The sequence below is a fragment of the Pseudomonas chlororaphis subsp. aurantiaca genome, from assembly GCF_013466605.1.
GTDB classification, from domain to species: domain Bacteria; phylum Pseudomonadota; class Gammaproteobacteria; order Pseudomonadales; family Pseudomonadaceae; genus Aquipseudomonas; species Aquipseudomonas chlororaphis_I.
Genome location: NZ_CP059162.1, coordinates 5,481,770 through 5,499,207, shown reverse-complemented (window position 1 = coordinate 5,499,207; position 17,438 = coordinate 5,481,770). Strand labels below are relative to the sequence as shown.

Annotated in this window: 13 protein-coding genes; 5 read left to right on the top strand and 8 right to left on the bottom strand. The window is 65.4% G+C overall.

Going from position 1 to position 17,438, the window contains the following annotated elements:
• Position 1 precedes the first annotated feature (1 nt).
• The 4 genes from ptsP (at position 2) to tadA (ending at position 4,832) form a co-directional block, all read left to right on the top strand.
• Entirely contained in the window at positions 2-2,539 is a 2,538-nt protein-coding gene (ptsP, locus tag H0I86_RS25025) for a phosphoenolpyruvate--protein phosphotransferase (protein WP_180922564.1), read from the top strand.
• 2 nt (positions 2,540-2,541) lie between these two features.
• Complete coding sequence (locus H0I86_RS25020; protein WP_180922563.1) at positions 2,542-2,841, top strand: PTS sugar transporter subunit IIB; 300 nt, start codon at positions 2,542-2,544, stop codon at positions 2,839-2,841.
• A gap of 120 nt (positions 2,842-2,961) precedes the next feature.
• A complete protein-coding gene (locus H0I86_RS25015) occupies positions 2,962-4,338 on the top strand; it encodes a multicopper oxidase family protein (protein ID WP_180922562.1) in 1,377 nt (458 codons plus the stop codon).
• Positions 4,338-4,832 carry a tRNA adenosine(34) deaminase TadA gene (gene tadA / locus H0I86_RS25010; RefSeq protein WP_009050615.1) on the top strand — a complete coding sequence of 165 codons (495 nt, stop codon included), beginning with the start codon at positions 4,338-4,340 and terminating at the stop codon, positions 4,830-4,832. Before H0I86_RS25015 ends, tadA begins: the two co-directional genes overlap by 1 nt.
• A 130-nt stretch (positions 4,833-4,962) precedes the next feature.
• Here the strand turns inward: tadA and cmoB are convergent, their stop codons facing one another.
• The 5 genes from cmoB to lon form a co-directional block, all read right to left on the bottom strand.
• A complete protein-coding gene (gene cmoB, locus H0I86_RS25005; RefSeq protein ID WP_180922561.1) occupies positions 4,963-5,919 on the bottom strand; it encodes a tRNA 5-methoxyuridine(34)/uridine 5-oxyacetic acid(34) synthase CmoB in 957 nt (318 codons plus the stop codon).
• Positions 5,916-6,659 (bottom strand): carboxy-S-adenosyl-L-methionine synthase CmoA, encoded by a 744-nt coding sequence (gene cmoA, locus H0I86_RS25000; RefSeq protein ID WP_180922560.1) that lies wholly within the window; start codon positions 6,657-6,659, stop codon positions 5,916-5,918. Before cmoA ends, cmoB begins: the two co-directional genes overlap by 4 nt.
• Positions 6,660-6,966: 307 nt before the next feature.
• A complete protein-coding gene (locus H0I86_RS24995) occupies positions 6,967-7,602 on the bottom strand; it encodes a lysoplasmalogenase (RefSeq protein ID WP_180922559.1) in 636 nt (211 codons plus the stop codon).
• Position 7,603: 1 nt separating this feature from the next.
• A complete protein-coding gene (locus tag H0I86_RS24990) occupies positions 7,604-7,996 on the bottom strand; it encodes a protease inhibitor I42 family protein (RefSeq protein WP_009050611.1) in 393 nt (130 codons plus the stop codon).
• A gap of 173 nt (positions 7,997-8,169) precedes the next feature.
• On the bottom strand, positions 8,170-10,590 hold the full coding sequence (gene lon, locus H0I86_RS24985; protein ID WP_180922558.1) for an endopeptidase La: 2,421 nt from the start codon (positions 10,588-10,590) through the stop codon (positions 8,170-8,172).
• A 404-nt stretch (positions 10,591-10,994) separates the two neighbouring features.
• On the opposite strand from lon, the gene H0I86_RS24980 reads away from it, so the two are divergent.
• Positions 10,995-13,337 carry a putative bifunctional diguanylate cyclase/phosphodiesterase gene (locus H0I86_RS24980; protein WP_180922557.1) on the top strand — a complete coding sequence of 781 codons (2,343 nt, stop codon included), beginning with the start codon at positions 10,995-10,997 and terminating at the stop codon, positions 13,335-13,337.
• Between the two features lie 102 nt (positions 13,338-13,439).
• On the opposite strand, the gene H0I86_RS24975 is transcribed toward H0I86_RS24980, so the two are convergent.
• The 3 genes from H0I86_RS24975 to H0I86_RS24965 form a co-directional block, all read right to left on the bottom strand.
• The gene (locus H0I86_RS24975) at positions 13,440-13,733 is read right to left on the bottom strand and encodes a hypothetical protein (protein WP_180922556.1); all 294 of its coding nucleotides are present in this window, start codon (positions 13,731-13,733) and stop codon (positions 13,440-13,442) included.
• A gap of 217 nt (positions 13,734-13,950) precedes the next feature.
• Positions 13,951-14,271 (bottom strand): hypothetical protein, encoded by a 321-nt coding sequence (locus tag H0I86_RS24970; protein WP_180922555.1) that lies wholly within the window; start codon positions 14,269-14,271, stop codon positions 13,951-13,953.
• 730 nt (positions 14,272-15,001) lie between these two features.
• Positions 15,002-17,422, bottom strand: coding sequence for a glucose/quinate/shikimate family membrane-bound PQQ-dependent dehydrogenase (locus H0I86_RS24965; protein WP_180922554.1), 2,421 nt, complete (start codon positions 17,420-17,422; stop codon positions 15,002-15,004).
• Positions 17,423-17,438 lie beyond the last annotated feature (16 nt).

The following is a 17,438-nucleotide window of genomic DNA, read 5'->3' as shown; positions in this document are numbered from 1 at the left end:
CATGGCTACAACCCAACAATTGCAACTGCTCGCGCCGCTGTCGGGGCTGCTGATACCCCTGGAACAAGTGCCGGACCCGGTGTTCTCAAGCCGGGTCATCGGTGACGGCCTGTGCATCGACCCGACCTCGCAGACCTTGCGCGCGCCGCTAGCCGGTGTGGTCAGCAACGTGCAGGACAGTGGCCATGCGGTGAGCATCACTGACGACAACGGCGTGCAGGTGCTGATGCACATTGGCCTGGACACGGTGAATCTGGCGGGCAAGGGCTTTAGCCGCCTGGTGCAGGAGGGCCAGCGGGTCGAGGCCGGGCAGCCGCTGATCGAGTTCGATGCCGACTACATCGTCGTGCATGCCCGCAGCCTGTTGACGCTGATGCTGGTGGTCAGTGGCGAGCCGTTCACTTGGCTGACAGGGGGCAGCGCGCTGGTGGACAGCGGTCAGCCGCTGTTGCAGTTGAGCCTGGGCGAGACGCTGCCAACCGCGGAGTCCGAGGAAGAGGGCGAGGCGCTGTTCTCCAAACCCGTGACGCTGCCCAATCCCAATGGCCTGCATGCGCGCCCGGCGGCGGTATTCGCCCAGGCGGCCAAGGGCTTCAAGGCGAACATCTGCCTGCACAAGCAGCAGGCCAGCGCCAACGCCAAGTCCCTGGTGGCGATCATGGCGTTGCAGACCGCGCAGGGCGATGCCTTGCAGGTCAGCGCGGCGGGCGCGGATGCCGAGGCGGCGATCAAGGCCCTGGCCGAGTTGCTGGCGAGTGGTTGTGGCGAAGCGGTGACGACGGTGAGTGCCGCCGAGCCTGTGGCGCCGGTTGCCACGCCATCGGGCAAGTTGCTGCGCGGCGTCTGCGCCTCGACGGGGTCGGCCTTCGGGCAGGTGGTGCAGGTGGCCGAGCAGAAGCTCGAGATTATCGAACTCGCCAGCGATCAGGCGGCGCAACGCGAGCGGCTGGAACGGGCGCTGGCGCAGGCCACCGAGGCCCTGCAAGTCCTGCGGGATAAAGCCGCCAGCACAGCCCAGGGCGAGATTTTCAAGGCCCATCAGGAACTGCTGGAAGACCCGAGCCTGTTGGAGCAGGCCCATGCCCTGATCGCCGACGGCAAAAGCGCGGCATTCGCCTGGAACAGCGCCACCGAGGCCACCGCCGAGCTGTTCAAGGGCCTGGGCAATCCGTTGCTGGCCGAGCGCGCCCTGGACCTGATGGATGTCGGGCAGCGGGTGCTCAAGTTGCTGCTGGGCGTGCAGGACAGCGCCTGGGCCCTGCCGGAGCAGGCGATCCTGATTGCCGAGCAGCTCACTCCGTCCCAGACCGCCGGCCTGGATACCCGTAAGGTGCTGGGGTTTGCCACGGTCGGCGGCGGCGCTACCAGCCATGTGGCGATTCTGGCCCGGGCCCTGGGCTTGCCGGCGGTCTGCGGCCTGCCGGTACAGGTACTGGCGCTGGCCAGCGGCACGCCGGTGCTGCTGGATGCCGACCAGGGCGAGTTGCACCTGGACCCGCAGCTGGTGGTGATCGAGCAGTTGCAGGCGCGGCGTCAGCAGCAACAGCAGCGCCAGCGCCAGGAGCTGGAGAAGGCCGCCCAGGCCGCGGTGACCCGCGACGGCCATCACGTCGAGGTGACGGCCAACGTCGCCTCGCTGGCCGAGGCCGAGCAGGCCATGGACCTGGGCGGGGAGGGCGTCGGTCTGTTGCGCTCGGAGTTCCTGTACCAGGACCGCGGCGTCGCCCCGAGCCATGAGGAACAGGCCGCGACCTACAGCGCCATCGCCCGGGTCCTGGGGCCGGAGCGCAACCTGGTGGTGCGGACCCTGGATGTCGGTGGCGACAAACCGCTGGCCTATGTGCCGATGGAACCTGAAGCCAACCCCTTCCTCGGCATGCGCGGGATCCGCCTGTGCCTGGAGCGTCCACAGCTGTTGCGCGAACAGTTCCGGGCGATCCTCGCCAGCGCCGGCCTGGCCCGCCTGCACATCATGCTGCCGATGGTCACCCAACTGGCGGAGTTGCGGCAGGCGCGGCAGATGCTGGAGGACGAAGCCCTGGCCCTGGGGCTCAAGGAGTTGCCGAAGCTGGGGATCATGATCGAAGTGCCGTCGGCGGCGCTGCTGGCCGACCTGTTCGCGCCGGAGGTGGACTTCTTCTCCATCGGCACCAACGACCTGACCCAGTACACCCTGGCCATGGACCGCGATCACCCACGCCTGGCCAGCCAGGCCGACAGTTTCCACCCGGCGGTGTTGCGCCTGATCGCCTCCACGGTCAAGGCCGCCCATGCCCACGGCAAGTGGGTTGGAGTCTGCGGGGCGCTGGCTTCGGAAACCCTGGCGGTGCCGCTGCTGCTGGGGCTGGGGGTGGATGAGCTGTCGGTCAGCGTGCCGCTGATTCCGGCGATCAAGGCCCGCGTGCGCGAGGTCGAGCTGAGCCAGTGCCAGGCCCTCGCCGGGCGCATTCTCGGCCTGGAAAGCGCCGAGCAGGTACGCGACGCCTTGCACCAGCATCAGCAATCGACGCTGGCCCCTTCACTGGTCCTGGAGAACTGAACATGTTCGAGAAATTGCAGCGGGCGTTCTGGAAGGCCCTGACCCCGGACCTGGTGCCTGACCAGCCGAAAGCCACAATCCAAACCAAGAATGAGGCAGCCCTGGGGGAGGCCGTCATTGCGGCGCTGGGCGGTGCGAACAACCTCAAGACCCGACAGCGCGTGGCCCTGACCCGGGTGCGGGTGGAGTTGCATGATCCGACTTTGCTCGATGCCACGGCTTTGGCTCATGCCGGGGTGCCCGGGGCGATGGTGCTGCTCGGCGGCGTGGTGCATCTGCTTGTCGGGTTATCTCCGACGTAGGGGGAAGATTACGCCTGCGGCCGGTCGCCGCGCCGGCCTTACTGTTTCTCAACTGCGGGTGTATCGTATTCGCCTTTTGCGGGCTCCGGCCCGCCGCGGATACGTGAGGTAGTTGAGTCCATGTCCTTTACCCGTCGACAGATACTCGGTGGTCTGGCCGGTCTTGCAGTGGTCGGCGTGGGCGCCGGTGGCGCGTCGCGTTACTGGCTGGGCAAGATGGCCGACGCCGAGGCGGGCCACGATTATCAACTGATCGCCGCACCGCTGGACGTCGAGCTGGTGCCGGGCCACAAGACCGAAGCCTGGGCCTTCGGCCCTTCCGCGCCGGGCACCGAGCTGCGGGTGCGCCAGGGCGAGTGGCTGCGGGTGCGCTTCATCAACCACCTGCCGGTGGCTACCACCATCCACTGGCACGGCATCCGCCTGCCACTGGAGATGGACGGCGTGCCTTACGTCTCGCAATTGCCAGTCATGCCGGGCGAGTACTTCGACTACAAGTTCCGCGTGCCGGATGCCGGCAGCTACTGGTACCACCCCCACGTCAACAGCAGCGAAGAACTGGGCCGCGGCCTGGTCGGCCCGCTGATCATCGAAGAGCGCGAGCCCACCGGCTTCAGGTACGAACGCACCCTGAGCCTGAAAAGCTGGCATGTGGATGAAGCCGGCGCCTTCGTGCCGTTCAGCATTCCCCGCGAGGCGGCGCGTGGCGGTACGGCGGGGCGCCTGTCGACCATCAACGGCTTGTCCCAGGCGGTGGTGGAGATCCCGGCCGGGCAGATCACCCGCGTGCGCCTGCTCAACCTCGACAACACCCTGACCTACCGCATCAACATCCCCGGTGTCGAAGCGCAGATCTACGCCCTGGACGGCAACCCCATCGAGCCGCGGCCGCTGGGCAAGGAATACTGGCTGGGGCCGGGCATGCGCATCTGCCTGGCGATCAAGGCACCGCCGGCCGGCGAAGAGCTGGCGCTGCGCAACGGCCCGGTGCGCCTGGGCACCTTGCGCTCGGTGGCCAACACCGACGCGCCGACCGAGTGGCCGCCCGCGTTGCCGGCCAACCCGATCGCCGAGCCGGACCTGGATAACGCCGAGAAGCTCAACTTCAACTTCGAGTGGGTTGGCTCGGTCTCGGTGAACGTGGACAATGGCAAACCACCGAGCCTCTGGCAGATCAACGGCAAGGCCTGGGACATCACCGACAAGACCTGCGCCGACCGCCCGATCGCCACGCTCAAGAAGGGCCAGAGCTACATTTTCGAATTGAAGAACATGACTCAGTACCAGCACCCGATCCACTTGCACGGCATGAGCTTCAAGGTCATCGCCTCGAACCGCAAGAAGATCACCCCTTACTTCACCGACACCTACCTGCTGGGCAAGAACGAGCGAGCCCGGGTGGCGCTGGTGGCGGATAACCCGGGGGTGTGGATGTTCCATTGCCATGTGATCGACCACATGGAAACCGGCCTGATGGCCGCCATCGAGGTGGCCTGATGCGGCAGATTCGCCCCGCCCGGATCATCGATCGCAGCCGCGACCAGGAGTTCATGCGTGAAGCCCTGGCCCTGGCCGCCCAGGGCGCGGCCCTGGGCGAGGTGCCGGTGGGCGCGGTGCTGGTGCAGGACGGGGAAATCATCGGTCGCGGCTACAACTGCCCGATCAGCGGCAGCGATCCCAGCGCCCACGCGGAAATGGTCGCGATCCGCGCCGCGGCCCAGGCGGTCGACAACTATCGCCTGCCCGGCAGCACCCTCTACGTGACCCTGGAGCCGTGCAGCATGTGCGCCGGGCTGATCGTGCATTCGCGTATCGCCCGGGTGGTGTACGGCGCGCTGGAGCCCAAGGCGGGCATCGTGCAGAGCCAGGGGCAGTTCTTCAGCCAGGGTTTTCTCAACCATCGGGTGCTGGTCGAAGGCGGGGTGCTGGCCGAAGAGTGCGGCGCGGTGTTGAGCGAGTTTTTCAAGGCGCGCCGGGCCAGTCGCAACTGAGGACCTTCCTCTTCCGTAGGAGCGAAGTTTGCTCGCGATGACGTCAGCCCGGGCCATGCATGCCTCGAACCTGACGTGACGTTCGAGATCGCTATCGCGGGCAAGCCTCGCTCCTACAGAAGCCGCTCACTCACTTCCTGGCGACGATAACGGCGCGCATCGGCGCCGGCAGGCCTTCGATGGTCTTGCTGTGGTCGTTGGGGTCGAGGAAGTCGCTCAGCGACTGGTACTTCATCCACTCGGTGCCGCGCTGTTCCTCGACGCTGGTCACGCTCACATCCACGCAACGCACATTGCTGAAGCCGGCACGGCGCAGCCACAGTTCCAGGGCCGGCACCGACGGCAGGAACCATACGTTGCGCATCTGCGCGTAGCGGTCTTCCGGCACCAGCACCTGATGCTGGTCGCCTTCCACCACCAGGGTTTCCAGCACCAGTTCGCCGCCCTTGACCAGGCAGTCCTTGAGCGCCAGCAGATGCTCGATCGGCGAGCGACGGTGGTAGAACACGCCCATGGAAAACACCGTGTCGAAGCCTTCCAGGTTGGGCGGCAGGTCCTCGAACGGGAACGGCAGGTGCCACACCGCGGGCTCCGACAGGTAGCGCTGCACCGCCTGGAACTGGCAGAAGAACAGCCAGTTCGGGTCGACGCCGATCACGCTGTGGGCGCCGGCGCCGAGCATGCGCCACATGTAGTAGCCGTTGCCGCAGCCGACATCGAGGATGCGTTTGCCTTGCAGGTTCAGGTGCGGCGCGACCCGCGACCATTTCCAGTCCGAACGCCATTCGGTGTCCACGTGCACGCCGAACAGGTCGAACGGGCCCTTGCGCCAGGGCGACAGGCCCATCAGCGCGGTGCGCATCTGGGCGCGGGTGGCATCGTCGCAGTCGGTGTCCAGGGTCAAGCCGTTGAGCAGGTCGACCGTACTTGGCTGGATCTTCGGCAGCGCGTCCAGCGCGCTCTGCCAGCGCTCCAGGTCGCCGTGGCCCTTTTCCATCTTGGTGTCGAGTTGCGCTTGCAGGGTGTTGGCCCAGTCGGCCAGCGGCGTACCGGCCAGCCGGCGAGCGAGGGGGGACAGATCGATCATGGCAAGGCAATCAACGAGGCAAAGTTAAGACACTGGAACCACGGCACGACTTTCGAGAACCCGGCGGCCAGCAGGCGTTCGCGGTGTTCTTCGAGGCTGTCGGGCTTCATGACGTTTTCGATGGCGCTGCGTTTCTGGGCGATTTCCAGTTCGCTGTAGCCGTTGGCGCGCTTGAAGGCGACGTGCAGGTCGGTGAGCAGTGCATGCTCCTCGGGATCATTGAAGCGCAGCTTCTCTGAGAGGATCAGCGCGCCGCCGGGCAGCAGCGCCTGGCGAATGCGCCCGAGCAGGGCCAAGCGCTGTTCGGGGGCGATGAATTGCAGGGTGAAGTTCAGCGCCACCACCGAGGCCGGCTGGAACTCCAGGGCAAGGATGTCGCCTTCGATCACTTCGACCGGCAACAGCTCCTGGAACATCGAGTCCTGGCCGTTGAGGTACTCGCGGCAGCGCTCGACCATGGCTGCCGAGTTGTCCACCGCAATCACCCGGCAGCCGTCGGTGCGCACATGGCGGCGCAGGGCCTGGGTCACGGCGCCGAGGGACGAACCCAGGTCGTAGAGCACGCTGTTGGGTTGGGCGAACTGGGCGGCGAGCACGCCGAGGTTCTCGACAATGGTCGGGTAACCCGGCACCGAGCGCTTGATCATGTCCGGGAACACCCGCACCACGTCCTCGTTGAAGGCGAAGTCGGGCACCTGGGCCAGGGGCTGGGCGAAAAGGCGGTCGGGTTCTTTGCTCACGGCGGTTCCAGCGGTGGAGATAGAAAGAGGGCCGGCATTGTAGCCGCTGCCGCAGGCTGCGATAAGGCCCGAAGGGCCTTCGGGGCCACGAGGGCGACACAAGGCGCCGCCTGCGGGATGCCCCGCCTGTGGACTGTAGCCGCTGCCGAGCTTGCGAGGCTGCGCACGAGGACGTAGTCCTCGCAAGGCCTGGGCATGGAGTTTATCTGAAGGACCGCGGTGGCCGGTTTTACGGCCGCTTCGTCGGAATGCCGCCCAAACCGATCGCAGCCTCGGGGGGCTCGGCAGCGGCTACAGGGCTACAGGCTCAGCGGGGCTTCTGGCGGAAGGCCGACGCCGCAATCCCCCATTGCCCCAGCCAGTAACTGAGGATGATCAGGTAGGGCGCGGCATCGAAGGCCACCACAAAACGGCTGATGCCGATCACGCTGTCGGAGAACACGAAGGCCACGGCGCCGGCGGCGGCCAGTTGCGCCGAGCGCTTGGGCACGTCGCTGCCCAGGCGGGCCAGGGCGCGCCAGAGCATGGCACTGATGGCCAGGCCGTAGACGATCACCGGCACCAGCAACGGGCCCAGGCCATGGCTGATCAAAAGGCCCAGCAACGCCGCGCCGGCGACCAGGGCCAGCAGCAGGGGCAAGGGCGCCAGGCGCCGGCAATCGCTGGTATAGGCCTTGAGATAGGCCAGGTGCGCGACCAGGAAGGCGCCGAGGCCGAACACGAACAGGTCCGCGGGCCAGGCCAGCAGCACGTCGCCGAGCAGGGAGAACAACAGGCCGAGGCTGATCCAGCGGCGATAGTCGCTGGGAGGCGCATCGTGCAGCCAGCCGAGCAGGGCCAGCACCGGCAGCGGCTTGACCAGCAGGCACAGCAGGGTGGCGTGGATGCTCAGGCCGTAGAGGAAGGTCGCCGCGCCCATCAGCGCCAGGATCAGCCAGCCCATGTCACTTGACCGAAATGGCGCAGTCGAAGGCTTTCACTGGCGCGACTTCCGGGGCCCAGGGTTGCTGGTAGGTCAGCAGCAGGCGCCCGGTGCCGGCGGCGAAGGCCTGGAAGCGCCAGGTGGACTGGCCGGCGCTGCCCACCAGGCCGCTGTCTTCGGGGTTGCTGTAGACCTCGGGGCTGACTTTGCGCAGCACGCCGCCGGCCGAGTCCTGGATTGCCCAGCGATAACCTGTGGTCGGGTTGCTCGGCAGGGTCAGGATCAGGTTTTGCCCGTTGCTCAGTTGCACTGGGCATTCGCTCTGGTTCTCGACTGTGACGTTTTGCTTGGGTTGACTGGCGCAGGCGGCGAGCAGGGCAAGGCTGAGGGGTAGCAACAGACGAATCGGTGACATGGGTCAGAAAGCTCCGGTCATGACAAAGGGCGAGCATAACCGAAGATGGGGGAATCTGTGGTGGGGTAGCGATTCTGTAGGAGCGGAGCTTGCCCGCGATGAAGACAACGCGTAGCGCCTGACGCACCGCGTCATCATTCATCGTGGGCAAGCCTCGCTCCTACAGGACAGGTTTAGAACAGCACTTTCGCCACATCGGCGAAACGCTTGGCGAAGTGCACGGTGATGCCTTCCTTGAGGTAGTCCGGCAGCTCTTCGAAGTGGCCGCGGTTGGCTTCCGGCAGGATCAGCTCGAAGAGCTTCTGCCGGCGCGCCGCGATGACTTTCTCGCGCACCCCGCCGATGGGCAGGACATGCCCGGTCAGGGTCAGCTCGCCGGTCATGGCCACGCCCTTTTTCGGCGGCTGGTTGCGTGCCAGGGACAGCAGGGCGCTGGCCATGGTCACCCCGGCGCTCGGGCCATCCTTCGGTGTGGCGCCTTCCGGCACGTGCAGGTGGACGAACGCCTCGTCGAAGAACTTCGCATCGCCACCGAACTGCTTGAGGTGCGAGGTGACGTAGCTGTAGGCGATTTCCGCCGACTCCTTCATTACGTCGCCCAGTTGCCCGGTGAGCTTGAAACCACGGTTGAGGGTATGAATCCGCGTGGCTTCGATCGGCAGCGTGGCGCCGCCCATGCTGGTCCAGGCCAGGCCGGTGATCACCCCGGTGCCGCTGAGTACCTGCTCGTTGCGGAACACCGGCATGCCCAGGGAGGCTTCCAGGTCCTTGGTGCCGAGCTTGATCACCGCATCCGGATCTTCCAGCAGCCGCACCACGGCCTTGCGCACCAGTTTGCCCAGCTGTTTTTCCAGCTGGCGCACGCCGGCCTCGCGGGCGTAGCCATCGATCACCGCGCGCAGGGCGGCGTCGCTGATGCTCAGGTGGGCCTTGGACACACCGGCCTTTTCCAGCTGCTTGGGCCACAGGTGGCGCTTGGCGATGGCCAGTTTTTCCTCGGTGATGTAGCCCGACAGGCGAATCACTTCCATGCGGTCCAGCAATGGGCCGGGAATCGAATCCAGGGTGTTGGCGGTGCACACGAACAGCACTTTCGACAGGTCCAGGCGCAGGTCCAGATAGTGGTCGAGGAATTCCACGTTCTGTTCCGGGTCGAGGGTTTCCAGCAACGCCGAGGCCGGGTCGCCCTGGTAGCTCTGGCCCATCTTGTCGATCTCGTCGAGCATGATCACCGGGTTCATCACTTCGACGTCTTTCAACGCCTGCACCAGCTTGCCCGGCAGGGCGCCGATGTAGGTGCGGCGATGGCCCTTGATCTCGGCCTCGTCACGCATGCCGCCGACGCTGAAGCGGTAGAACGGCCGGCCCAGGGACTCGGCGATGGACTTGCCGACGCTGGTCTTGCCCACACCGGGCGGGCCCACCAGCAGCACGATGGAACCGCTGATCTCGCCCTTGTAGGCGCCGACCGCGAGGAACTCGAGGATCCGGCTCTTGATGTCGTCGAGCCCGGCGTGGTGCTGGTCCAGCACCTTGCGCGCGTGCTTGAGGTCGAGCTTGTCCTCGCCGTACACGCCCCAGGGCACCGCGGTGGCCCATTCCAGGTAGTTGCGGGTGACCGCGTACTCCGGCGAGCCGGTCTCGAGGATCGACAGTTTGTTCATCTCCTCCATGATGCGCTTCTGTGCCTGGGGCGGCAGGACCTTGCCTGCCAGGCGCTGCTCGAACTGCTCGATGTCGGCGCTGCGATCGTCCTTGGTCAGGCCCAGCTCCTGCTGGATGACCTTGAGCTGTTCCTTGAGGAAGAACTCGCGCTGATGCTCGCCGATCTTGCGATTGACCTCGGCGGAAATCTCTTTCTGCAGGCGCGCGACCTCGACTTCCTTGCGCAGCATCGGCAGGACTTTTTCCATGCGCTTGAGCATCGGCACGCAGTCGAGCACTTCCTGCAGTTCGTTGCCGGTGGCCGAGGTCAGCGCGGCGGCGAAGTCGGTCAGCGGCGACGGGTCGTTGGGGCTGAAGCGGTTGAGGTAGTTCTTCAGCTCTTCGCTGTACAGCGGGTTGAGCGGCAGCAGCTCCTTGATCGCGTTGATCAGCGCCATGCCGTAGGCCTTGACCTCGTCGGTCGGCTCGCTCGGCTGGTGCGGGTATTCGACCTCCACCAGGTACGGCGGGCGATGGTGCTTGAGCCAGGTGCGGATGCGCACGCGGGTCAGGCCCTGGGCCACGAATTGCAACTTGCCGCTCTCGCGGCTGGCGTGGTGCACCTTGACCAGGGTGCCGTACAGCGGCAGGGCCGAGGTGTCGAAATGCCGTGGGTCTTCCGGTGGGGTGTCCATGAAGAACAGCGCCAGCGAATGGTGTTCGGACTTGCTCACCAATTCCAGGGTCTCGGCCCAGGGTTCTTCGTTGACGATCACCGGCAAGACTTGCGCGGGGAAGAACGGCCGATTGTGGATCGGGATGATGTAGACCTTGCCCGGCAGATTCTGCCCGGGCAGGGCCAGCCCCTTGCCGGAGGATGTATGGAGTTCGGCGTTTTCCGGGTCGGTGTATTCACTCATGGTTTCAGGAAGTTCTTGCTGGTCGCTCATGGGGCACCTGCGCAATGGGGTATGCCAGGTTAGATGGGGCAGGTGACGAGCGGTTTCAATGGTGCGCGGGCCGGATCAATTATTTCAGTCCTTGTCGCCGGGACGCGGTGGATCCTCCAAAACGGCGATGGCGAGGCTGTCATTTCTGCGCAGGAACGCTGGTAAATTGGCGGCGACAAAAAAATGACATTGTAAACCCCCTGATTTTATTGCGTGATCTTCTTGTCTTGGCGGTCTAATCTGGACCGATTAAATGCTGTCAGGGAAATGGCATTTATTTGACGCATCTTTAGCTGCCCAGAGGGACGCGTAATGATCAAGGGACTTTTCAGCGGGGAGCGGCGGGTGTCGCCGTGGGTGTGCAGAGTCGACAACAGTGAGGTCGCGGCGACGAGAACCGGCTCATGAAGTGGCGCCATACGTTCCAGGTAAGGATCACCGGGGTATTGGCGTTGTTGCTGTTGATCGTGATCGGGGTGGTGTACTTCGCCGTCAAGGCCGCGACCAACCATGCGGTGGAAAACCAGGCGCAAGTGCAGCTGCAAACCGGCACCCGGGTCTTCGAACGCCTGCTCGAACTGCGCGGCCGGCGCTTGCGTTATGGCGTGGACTGGCTGGTGGTGGATGCGCAGTTTCGCCAGGCGGTGATCAGCGGCGACTCGCAGCAGATTCTCAAGGCGCTGCGCCAGCACGGCACCGGCACCCGTGGCAGCGAGCTGTTCGTGCTCGGCGCCGAAGGCGCGGTGATCGCCAGCACCCTGGGGGCGATCGCCGAGCACGAGCATTTCCCCTACGACCGCGCGCTGCGCACGGCCCTGCGGCAGAACAAAAGCATGTTGATCGTCGCGCTCAAGGGCCAGCCTTATCTGCTGGTCCAGGGGCAGGTGCTGACGCCGATGCACATGAACCGGGTGGTCATGGCGTTTCGCATGGACGACCTGTTCGCCAGCGAACTGCGCTCCATGAGCAACCTGGAAGTGTCTTTCCTCACCCTGCAGGACGGGCGCGCCGGGGAGCTGTTCAGCACTCAGCCGGATATTTTCTGGGCGACCATCATCACCACCCTGCGCAGCTCGTCCTGGCGCGCGCGACCCCAGTTGAGCGATGCCCACGGCAAGCGCTTCCTCAATCAGGCCTTGCAACTGGCCAACACCGACGATCCCGACGACCCCCAGGTTCTGGCGTTGCTGCAAAGCCCGCTGGATCACGCCTTGCAGGCTTTCGCGCCGCTGGACCGGGAGTTCCTGGCGATTGCCCTGGCGGCGCTGGTGGTGTCGCTGGCCGGGGCCTTGTTCATGGCGCGGCGGGTGTCGCGGCCGTTGAATGTGCTGGCCGACGCCGCCCAACGCATCGGCGCCGGCAACTACCAGGTGCCGGTGGTGCTCAAGCGCACCGACGAGTTCGGCTTGCTGGCCGAGGCGATCAACGCCATGCAGAGCGGGATTGCCAGCCGCGAGCTGCAACTGGCCCACAACGCCCTGCACGATCCCTTGACCGGCCTGCCCAACCGGGCGCTGGCCATGGAGCGCTTGAGCAATGCCATCAGCTCCGGGCGCAAGGTGGTGCTGCTGTACCTGGGCATCGAGGACTATCAGGCGATCAACGAAGGCCTGGGCCCGGAAGGGGTGGAGCAGATGATGCGCGAAGTCAGCCGGCGGCTGTCGGAGACGGTGTCCACCGGGGACACCGCCGCGCGCATCACCGCCAATGAGTTCCTGTTGCTGCTGGAAAACACCGAGATCGATGGCGCGGTGGCCATGGCTGATCGTCTCCACGCGTTATTGAGCCGGCCGCAGACCATCCATGGCGATGAAGTGCAGCGCCAGGTGTGCATCGGCGTGGCGGTCTACCCCTCCGACGGGCAATCTGCGGAAGAGCTGATCAGCCGCGCCGCCATCGCCCGTCACGACGCGGCCGCCCAGCCCGGTTACCTGCAGATCTACCAGCAGGACCGCGACCTGGCCCATCAGCGCCAGATCGGGCTGATCCGCGACCTGCGCCGGGCCGCGGCGGAAGGCGAGCTGTTCTTGCTGTACCAGCCCAAGCTCGACCTGCGCCATGGCCATGTGCATCAGGCCGAAGCCTTGCTGCGCTGGCAGCATCCGGAGTTCGGCATGGTCTCGCCGGCGGAGTTCATCCCCCTGGCCGAGCGCACCGGCAGCATGAACAGCCTGACCCTGTGGGTGATCGAGGAGGGCATGCGGCAACTGGCCGAATGGAACATGCGCGGGTTGCATCTGCAGTTGTCGCTGAACATCTCGGCGGACGATCTGCATGGCCACGACCTGGCGGCGCGGGTGAGCGTGTTGCTGCAGCGTTATCGATTGTCTGCCGAGCAGTTGATTTTCGAGATCACCGAAAGCGCCATCATGCGCCACCCGGAGCAGGCGCTGGAGGTGTTGCAGAGCCTGCGCGACTGCGGCATCAGCCTGTCGGTGGACGACTTCGGCACCGGCTATTCGTCGCTGGCGCAATTGCAGCGGCTGCCGGTGCAGGAGTTGAAGATCGACCAGTCGTTTATCCGCAACCTCGACGAAACCAGCGGCGACGCGGTGATCGTGCGTTCCACCATCGAGATGAGCCACAACCTGGGGCTCAAGGTGGTGGCCGAAGGGGTGGAGCAGGAGCGCAGCCTGCGCCTGCTGGAGCGCTGGCACTGCGACACGGCCCAGGGCTACCTGATCAGCCGGCCGCTCAGCGCCGCGGCCTTCGAGACCTGGCTGTTGAAGTCGCGGATTTCCAGCTGAGCAGCGCTGCGTGGCCGCTCCGGGCGCTGCGGCCAAGTATCCGCAGGACCTGTTTCACGGTCTGAAGTCTGTCGCCATGAACCATCGACGATGGGCCGCGGCTTACTGCTTGGTGCACTCCGCGGGGAGCGCTACGACGCCGCCCATGGAGGCGAAGGCGACCATGCCGCCACTGGGCAATACGCAATTGTATTCGCCGTTGCTGGTGCTGGCGGTGAAGTAGGTCTGGGACGCGTCGCTACGCACATTGGAGACCGTGGTCACGGGCTTGCCGAGGGTGGTCTGGGCGCGGTTCTTGAGGTCGTCGTTGCTGGGTTTTGCAATGGCGCAACCGCCCAGGGCGAGAGCCAGGATGCTGAGCAGGGCGAGGGGACGAGCAGTGGGGTGGGGGTTCATGGTGATTCTTCCTTGGCATTGTTGTGTTTTCTACGGCGCAGCCGACCCCGACACCGCGCAGCGGCGGTGTTGAGAAGAGCGAGTGAGTGGTCGGCACTATATCGCCGGGGTGGGGGAGGGTCGATTAGCACAGATGGGCTAATGTCCCTATGCAATGACCGGGTTGAGGGCGGCGTCGGCGCAGGGCCGGCTGGCGTCGTCGGCCCCGGATCGGGGTTCAGGTCAGCAGTTGTTCCTGCAGGCGCCGGCCGAGTACGTCCAGCAGGTCGCAGCCATCGCGCAGGGGGATGACGCAGAGTTGGGCGAAATCCTGGAGCAGCGCCGGGTTGCTGTGCAGGTTGGCGTCGCTGGCGATGTTTTCCAGCAACTGGATCGCGGCGCGGATGCGGTGAGCGGCGGCTTCGTGCAGCACATCCAGGGGGGCCTCGGTGTCGATCAGCAAGGCGGGGATGGTGCAGTCGTTGCTGGTGAGGGCCATGTAGCGGTGGGGTTTGGTGTCGTCGAAGATCGCGGGTGGATCGGGAGTGAGTTTTTTCATTGGTCTGTTCCTAACGTATGAGTCGGAGTCGCCAGAAATCACTTCCACGTAATCAGGTGGCGGCTGTACGCAGGTGTGGAAGACCGGGACGTTAGGCACCCGGCGCACTCGAGAGTGCCCCACGCACAGCCGCCATAAAGTGCAGGCGAAAAAACGCCTGACTCACGTTGCTTTGCGCGCCTAACGATATAAGGGCTTCCACACCCTGTCACTGAGTTTGCAGTGACAGGCCAAACCATAGAGTCCGGGGCCCGGCGGGACAAGGTGATGGGAGTCGACGCGTGTTGTAGGAATTTTCGCTGTAGCCACTGCCACACCAATCTCGGATCGACATTGGCCCTGTAGCCGCTGCCGAGCCTGCGAGGCTGCGATCGTCTGCGTAGCAGACGCAAGGGCGGTATCCCCCGTCGGCCTGATACACCGCGTTGTCTGGTTTGGCGTCCGCTTTGCGGCCGATCGCAGCCTCGCAGGCTCGGCAGCGGCTACACGAGTCGGTATCGTCCGGGAGCCTTATGGTGGTTGGGTGGACCTTATCGCGGGCAAGCCTCGCTCCTACAGAAGCGCACAGCGGGAACGCAGCGATCCTGCTTCTGTAGGAGCGAAGCTTGCTCGCGATGACGTCAGGCCAGGCAACACAAAAATGAAAGGCCGAAGAGACTCCCCAAACGCCACCCACAAAAAAAGGCGGCTACCCGCAGGTAGCCGCCTTTTCATTCACCGCCGGTAACGCTTATTCCGACAGTTTGTAGGCGATGATGTAGTCGCCCATTTTGGTGCCCAGCGAGCCGTGGCCACCCACGACCACCAGCACGTACTGCTTGCCATCCTTGCCGGTGTAGCTCATCGGCGTGGCCTGGCCGCCCGCTGGCAGGCGGGATTTCCACAGTTCCTTGCCGTTGTTCACGTCATAACCGCGGATGTACTGGTCCAGGGTACCGCTGAGGAAGCCCACGCCGCCGGCGGTGACCATCGAGCCGCCCATGCTCGGCACGCCGATGGGCAGGCCGATCGGTACTGGCGAGCTGTCGCGGCTGGTGCCGTTCTTGTGCTTCCACACCACTTTGTTGGTGGTCAGGTCGATACCGGCCACGTAGCCCCAGGCCGGGGCCTGGCAAGGTACTCCGAACGGCGACATGAACGGATGCATGATCACCGCGTAAGGCGCGCCGGTGTTGGGTTGCACACCGGAGGTTTCGCTTTCGCGCTTGCTGTCGGCGGCGACTTCGGCGCGCGGCACCAGCTTGGAAACGAAGGCCATGTAGTTCGGGCTGGTGAACAGCAGGTGACGGACCGGGTCGATCGACACGCTGCCCCAGTTGAACACACCGACGTTACCCGGGTAGACCAGGCTGCCCTGGATCGATGGCGGGGTGTACTGGCCTTCGTAGCGCAGTTCCTTGAACTGGATGCGGCACAGCATCTGGTCGAACGGCGTGGCGCCCCACATGCCTTTTTCTTCCAGCGGCGGTGGCAGCAGGTTCAGGTCCGAACGGGCCTGGGTTGGCGCGGTGTGGTCGCCTTCGACCGCACCGGCCGGCGCCGGTACTTCCTGGATCGGCACGATCGGGGTGCCGTCGCGGCGGTCCAGCACGTACAGGCTGCCTTGCTTGGTCGGCTGGATCAGCGCCGGCTTGATGCCCTCCGCGGTCTTCATGTCCACCAGGGTCGGCTGGCTGCCCACGTCCATGTCCCACAGGTCATGGTGGGTGAACTGGTAGTTCCAGCGCAGCTTGCCGGTGTCGATGTCCAGGGCCACGGTGCCGGCGCTGAATTTCTCGGCGCCCGCGGTGCGGTTGCCTCCCCACTGGTCAGGCATCTGGTTGCCCAGCGGCAGGTAGACCAGGCCCAGTTTCTCGTCGACGCTGGCCAGGGACCACATGTTTGGCGAGTTGCGGGTGTAGGTCTGGCCTTCCGGCAGCGGAGTGGTTACGTCGGGGTTGCCGGCGTCCCAGTTCCACACCAGGTGACCGTCGTGCACGTCGAAGGCGCGGATCACGCCGGACGGCTCGTTGGTCGACTCGTTGTCGGTCACGTGGCCGCCGATGATCACCAGGTTACGGGTGATGGCGGCTGGCGACGTCGAGTAGTAGCCGCCTGGAGTGAACGGGCCGATACCGGCCTTCAGGTCCACCGCGCCTTTGTTGCCGAAGTCTTCGCAGACCTTGCCGGTGTCGGCGTTGATCGCGATCAGGCGTGCGTCGGCGGTCGGCAGGAACAGGCGACGCGGGCAGCTGGCGGCGATGGCCTGGCCGGCGGCCGAGAGGCTGGCCGGGGTGCTGATGGCGTCGGACTTGTTGAAGCTGGCTTCGTCGTAGTACGACACGCCGCGGCAGGTCATGTGCGCCCAGCCACGGAAGTCATCGCCGTTCGGACCCTGGATTTTCGGGTCGAAACGCCAGATTTCCTTGCCGGTGTCCGGGTCCAGCGCCAGCACCTGGCTGTGGGCGGTGCAGGCATAGAGCATGCCGTTGACCTTCAGCGGGGTGTTCTGGTTGGTGATTTCCACCGGGTCCTTGGCGGTCGGCATGTCGCCGGTGCGGATGCGCCAGGCTTCCTGCAGCTTGCCGATGTTGGCCGGAGTGATCTGGGTCAGCGGCGAGTAGCGGTCGCCGAACTCGGTACGGCCATACGCCTGCCAGTCGCCTTCGGGCATGGTCGGCGCGGCGCTGGTGGTGTCGGCGCTTTCACGGCCCAGTTCGCCCGAGATCTCGCCCGGGTTGGTGAACTGGCTGTTGATCGCGGCACCGCCGGCCAGGACCACGGCCACGCCCAGTACCGCGGTACCCAGCGGCGCCGGGCCGTTGCGCAGCAGCGGACGACGGAACCATGGCAGCAGCAGAACCACACCCAGGGCAAAGAACAGCGACAGGCGTGGTACCAGTTGCCACCAGTCCAGGCCGACTTCCCACAGTGCCCAGACGGAACTGGCGAACAGCACCACCCCGTAGACGAGCAGCGCGGAACTACGCCCCGCCAGCAGCAGCACGCCGCTGACGATCAGGCCGATACCGGCCAACAGGTAGTACAGCGAGCCGCCGAGCATGCTCAGCTTGATCCCCCCGGCCAGCATGGCCAGGCCCATTAGCAGCAGCAAGATACCGAGCAGGCTCGGCAGCAGGCGGCTCGGACTTGAAGCACCATCAGTGCTCATAGTGTGGTTCTCCGTG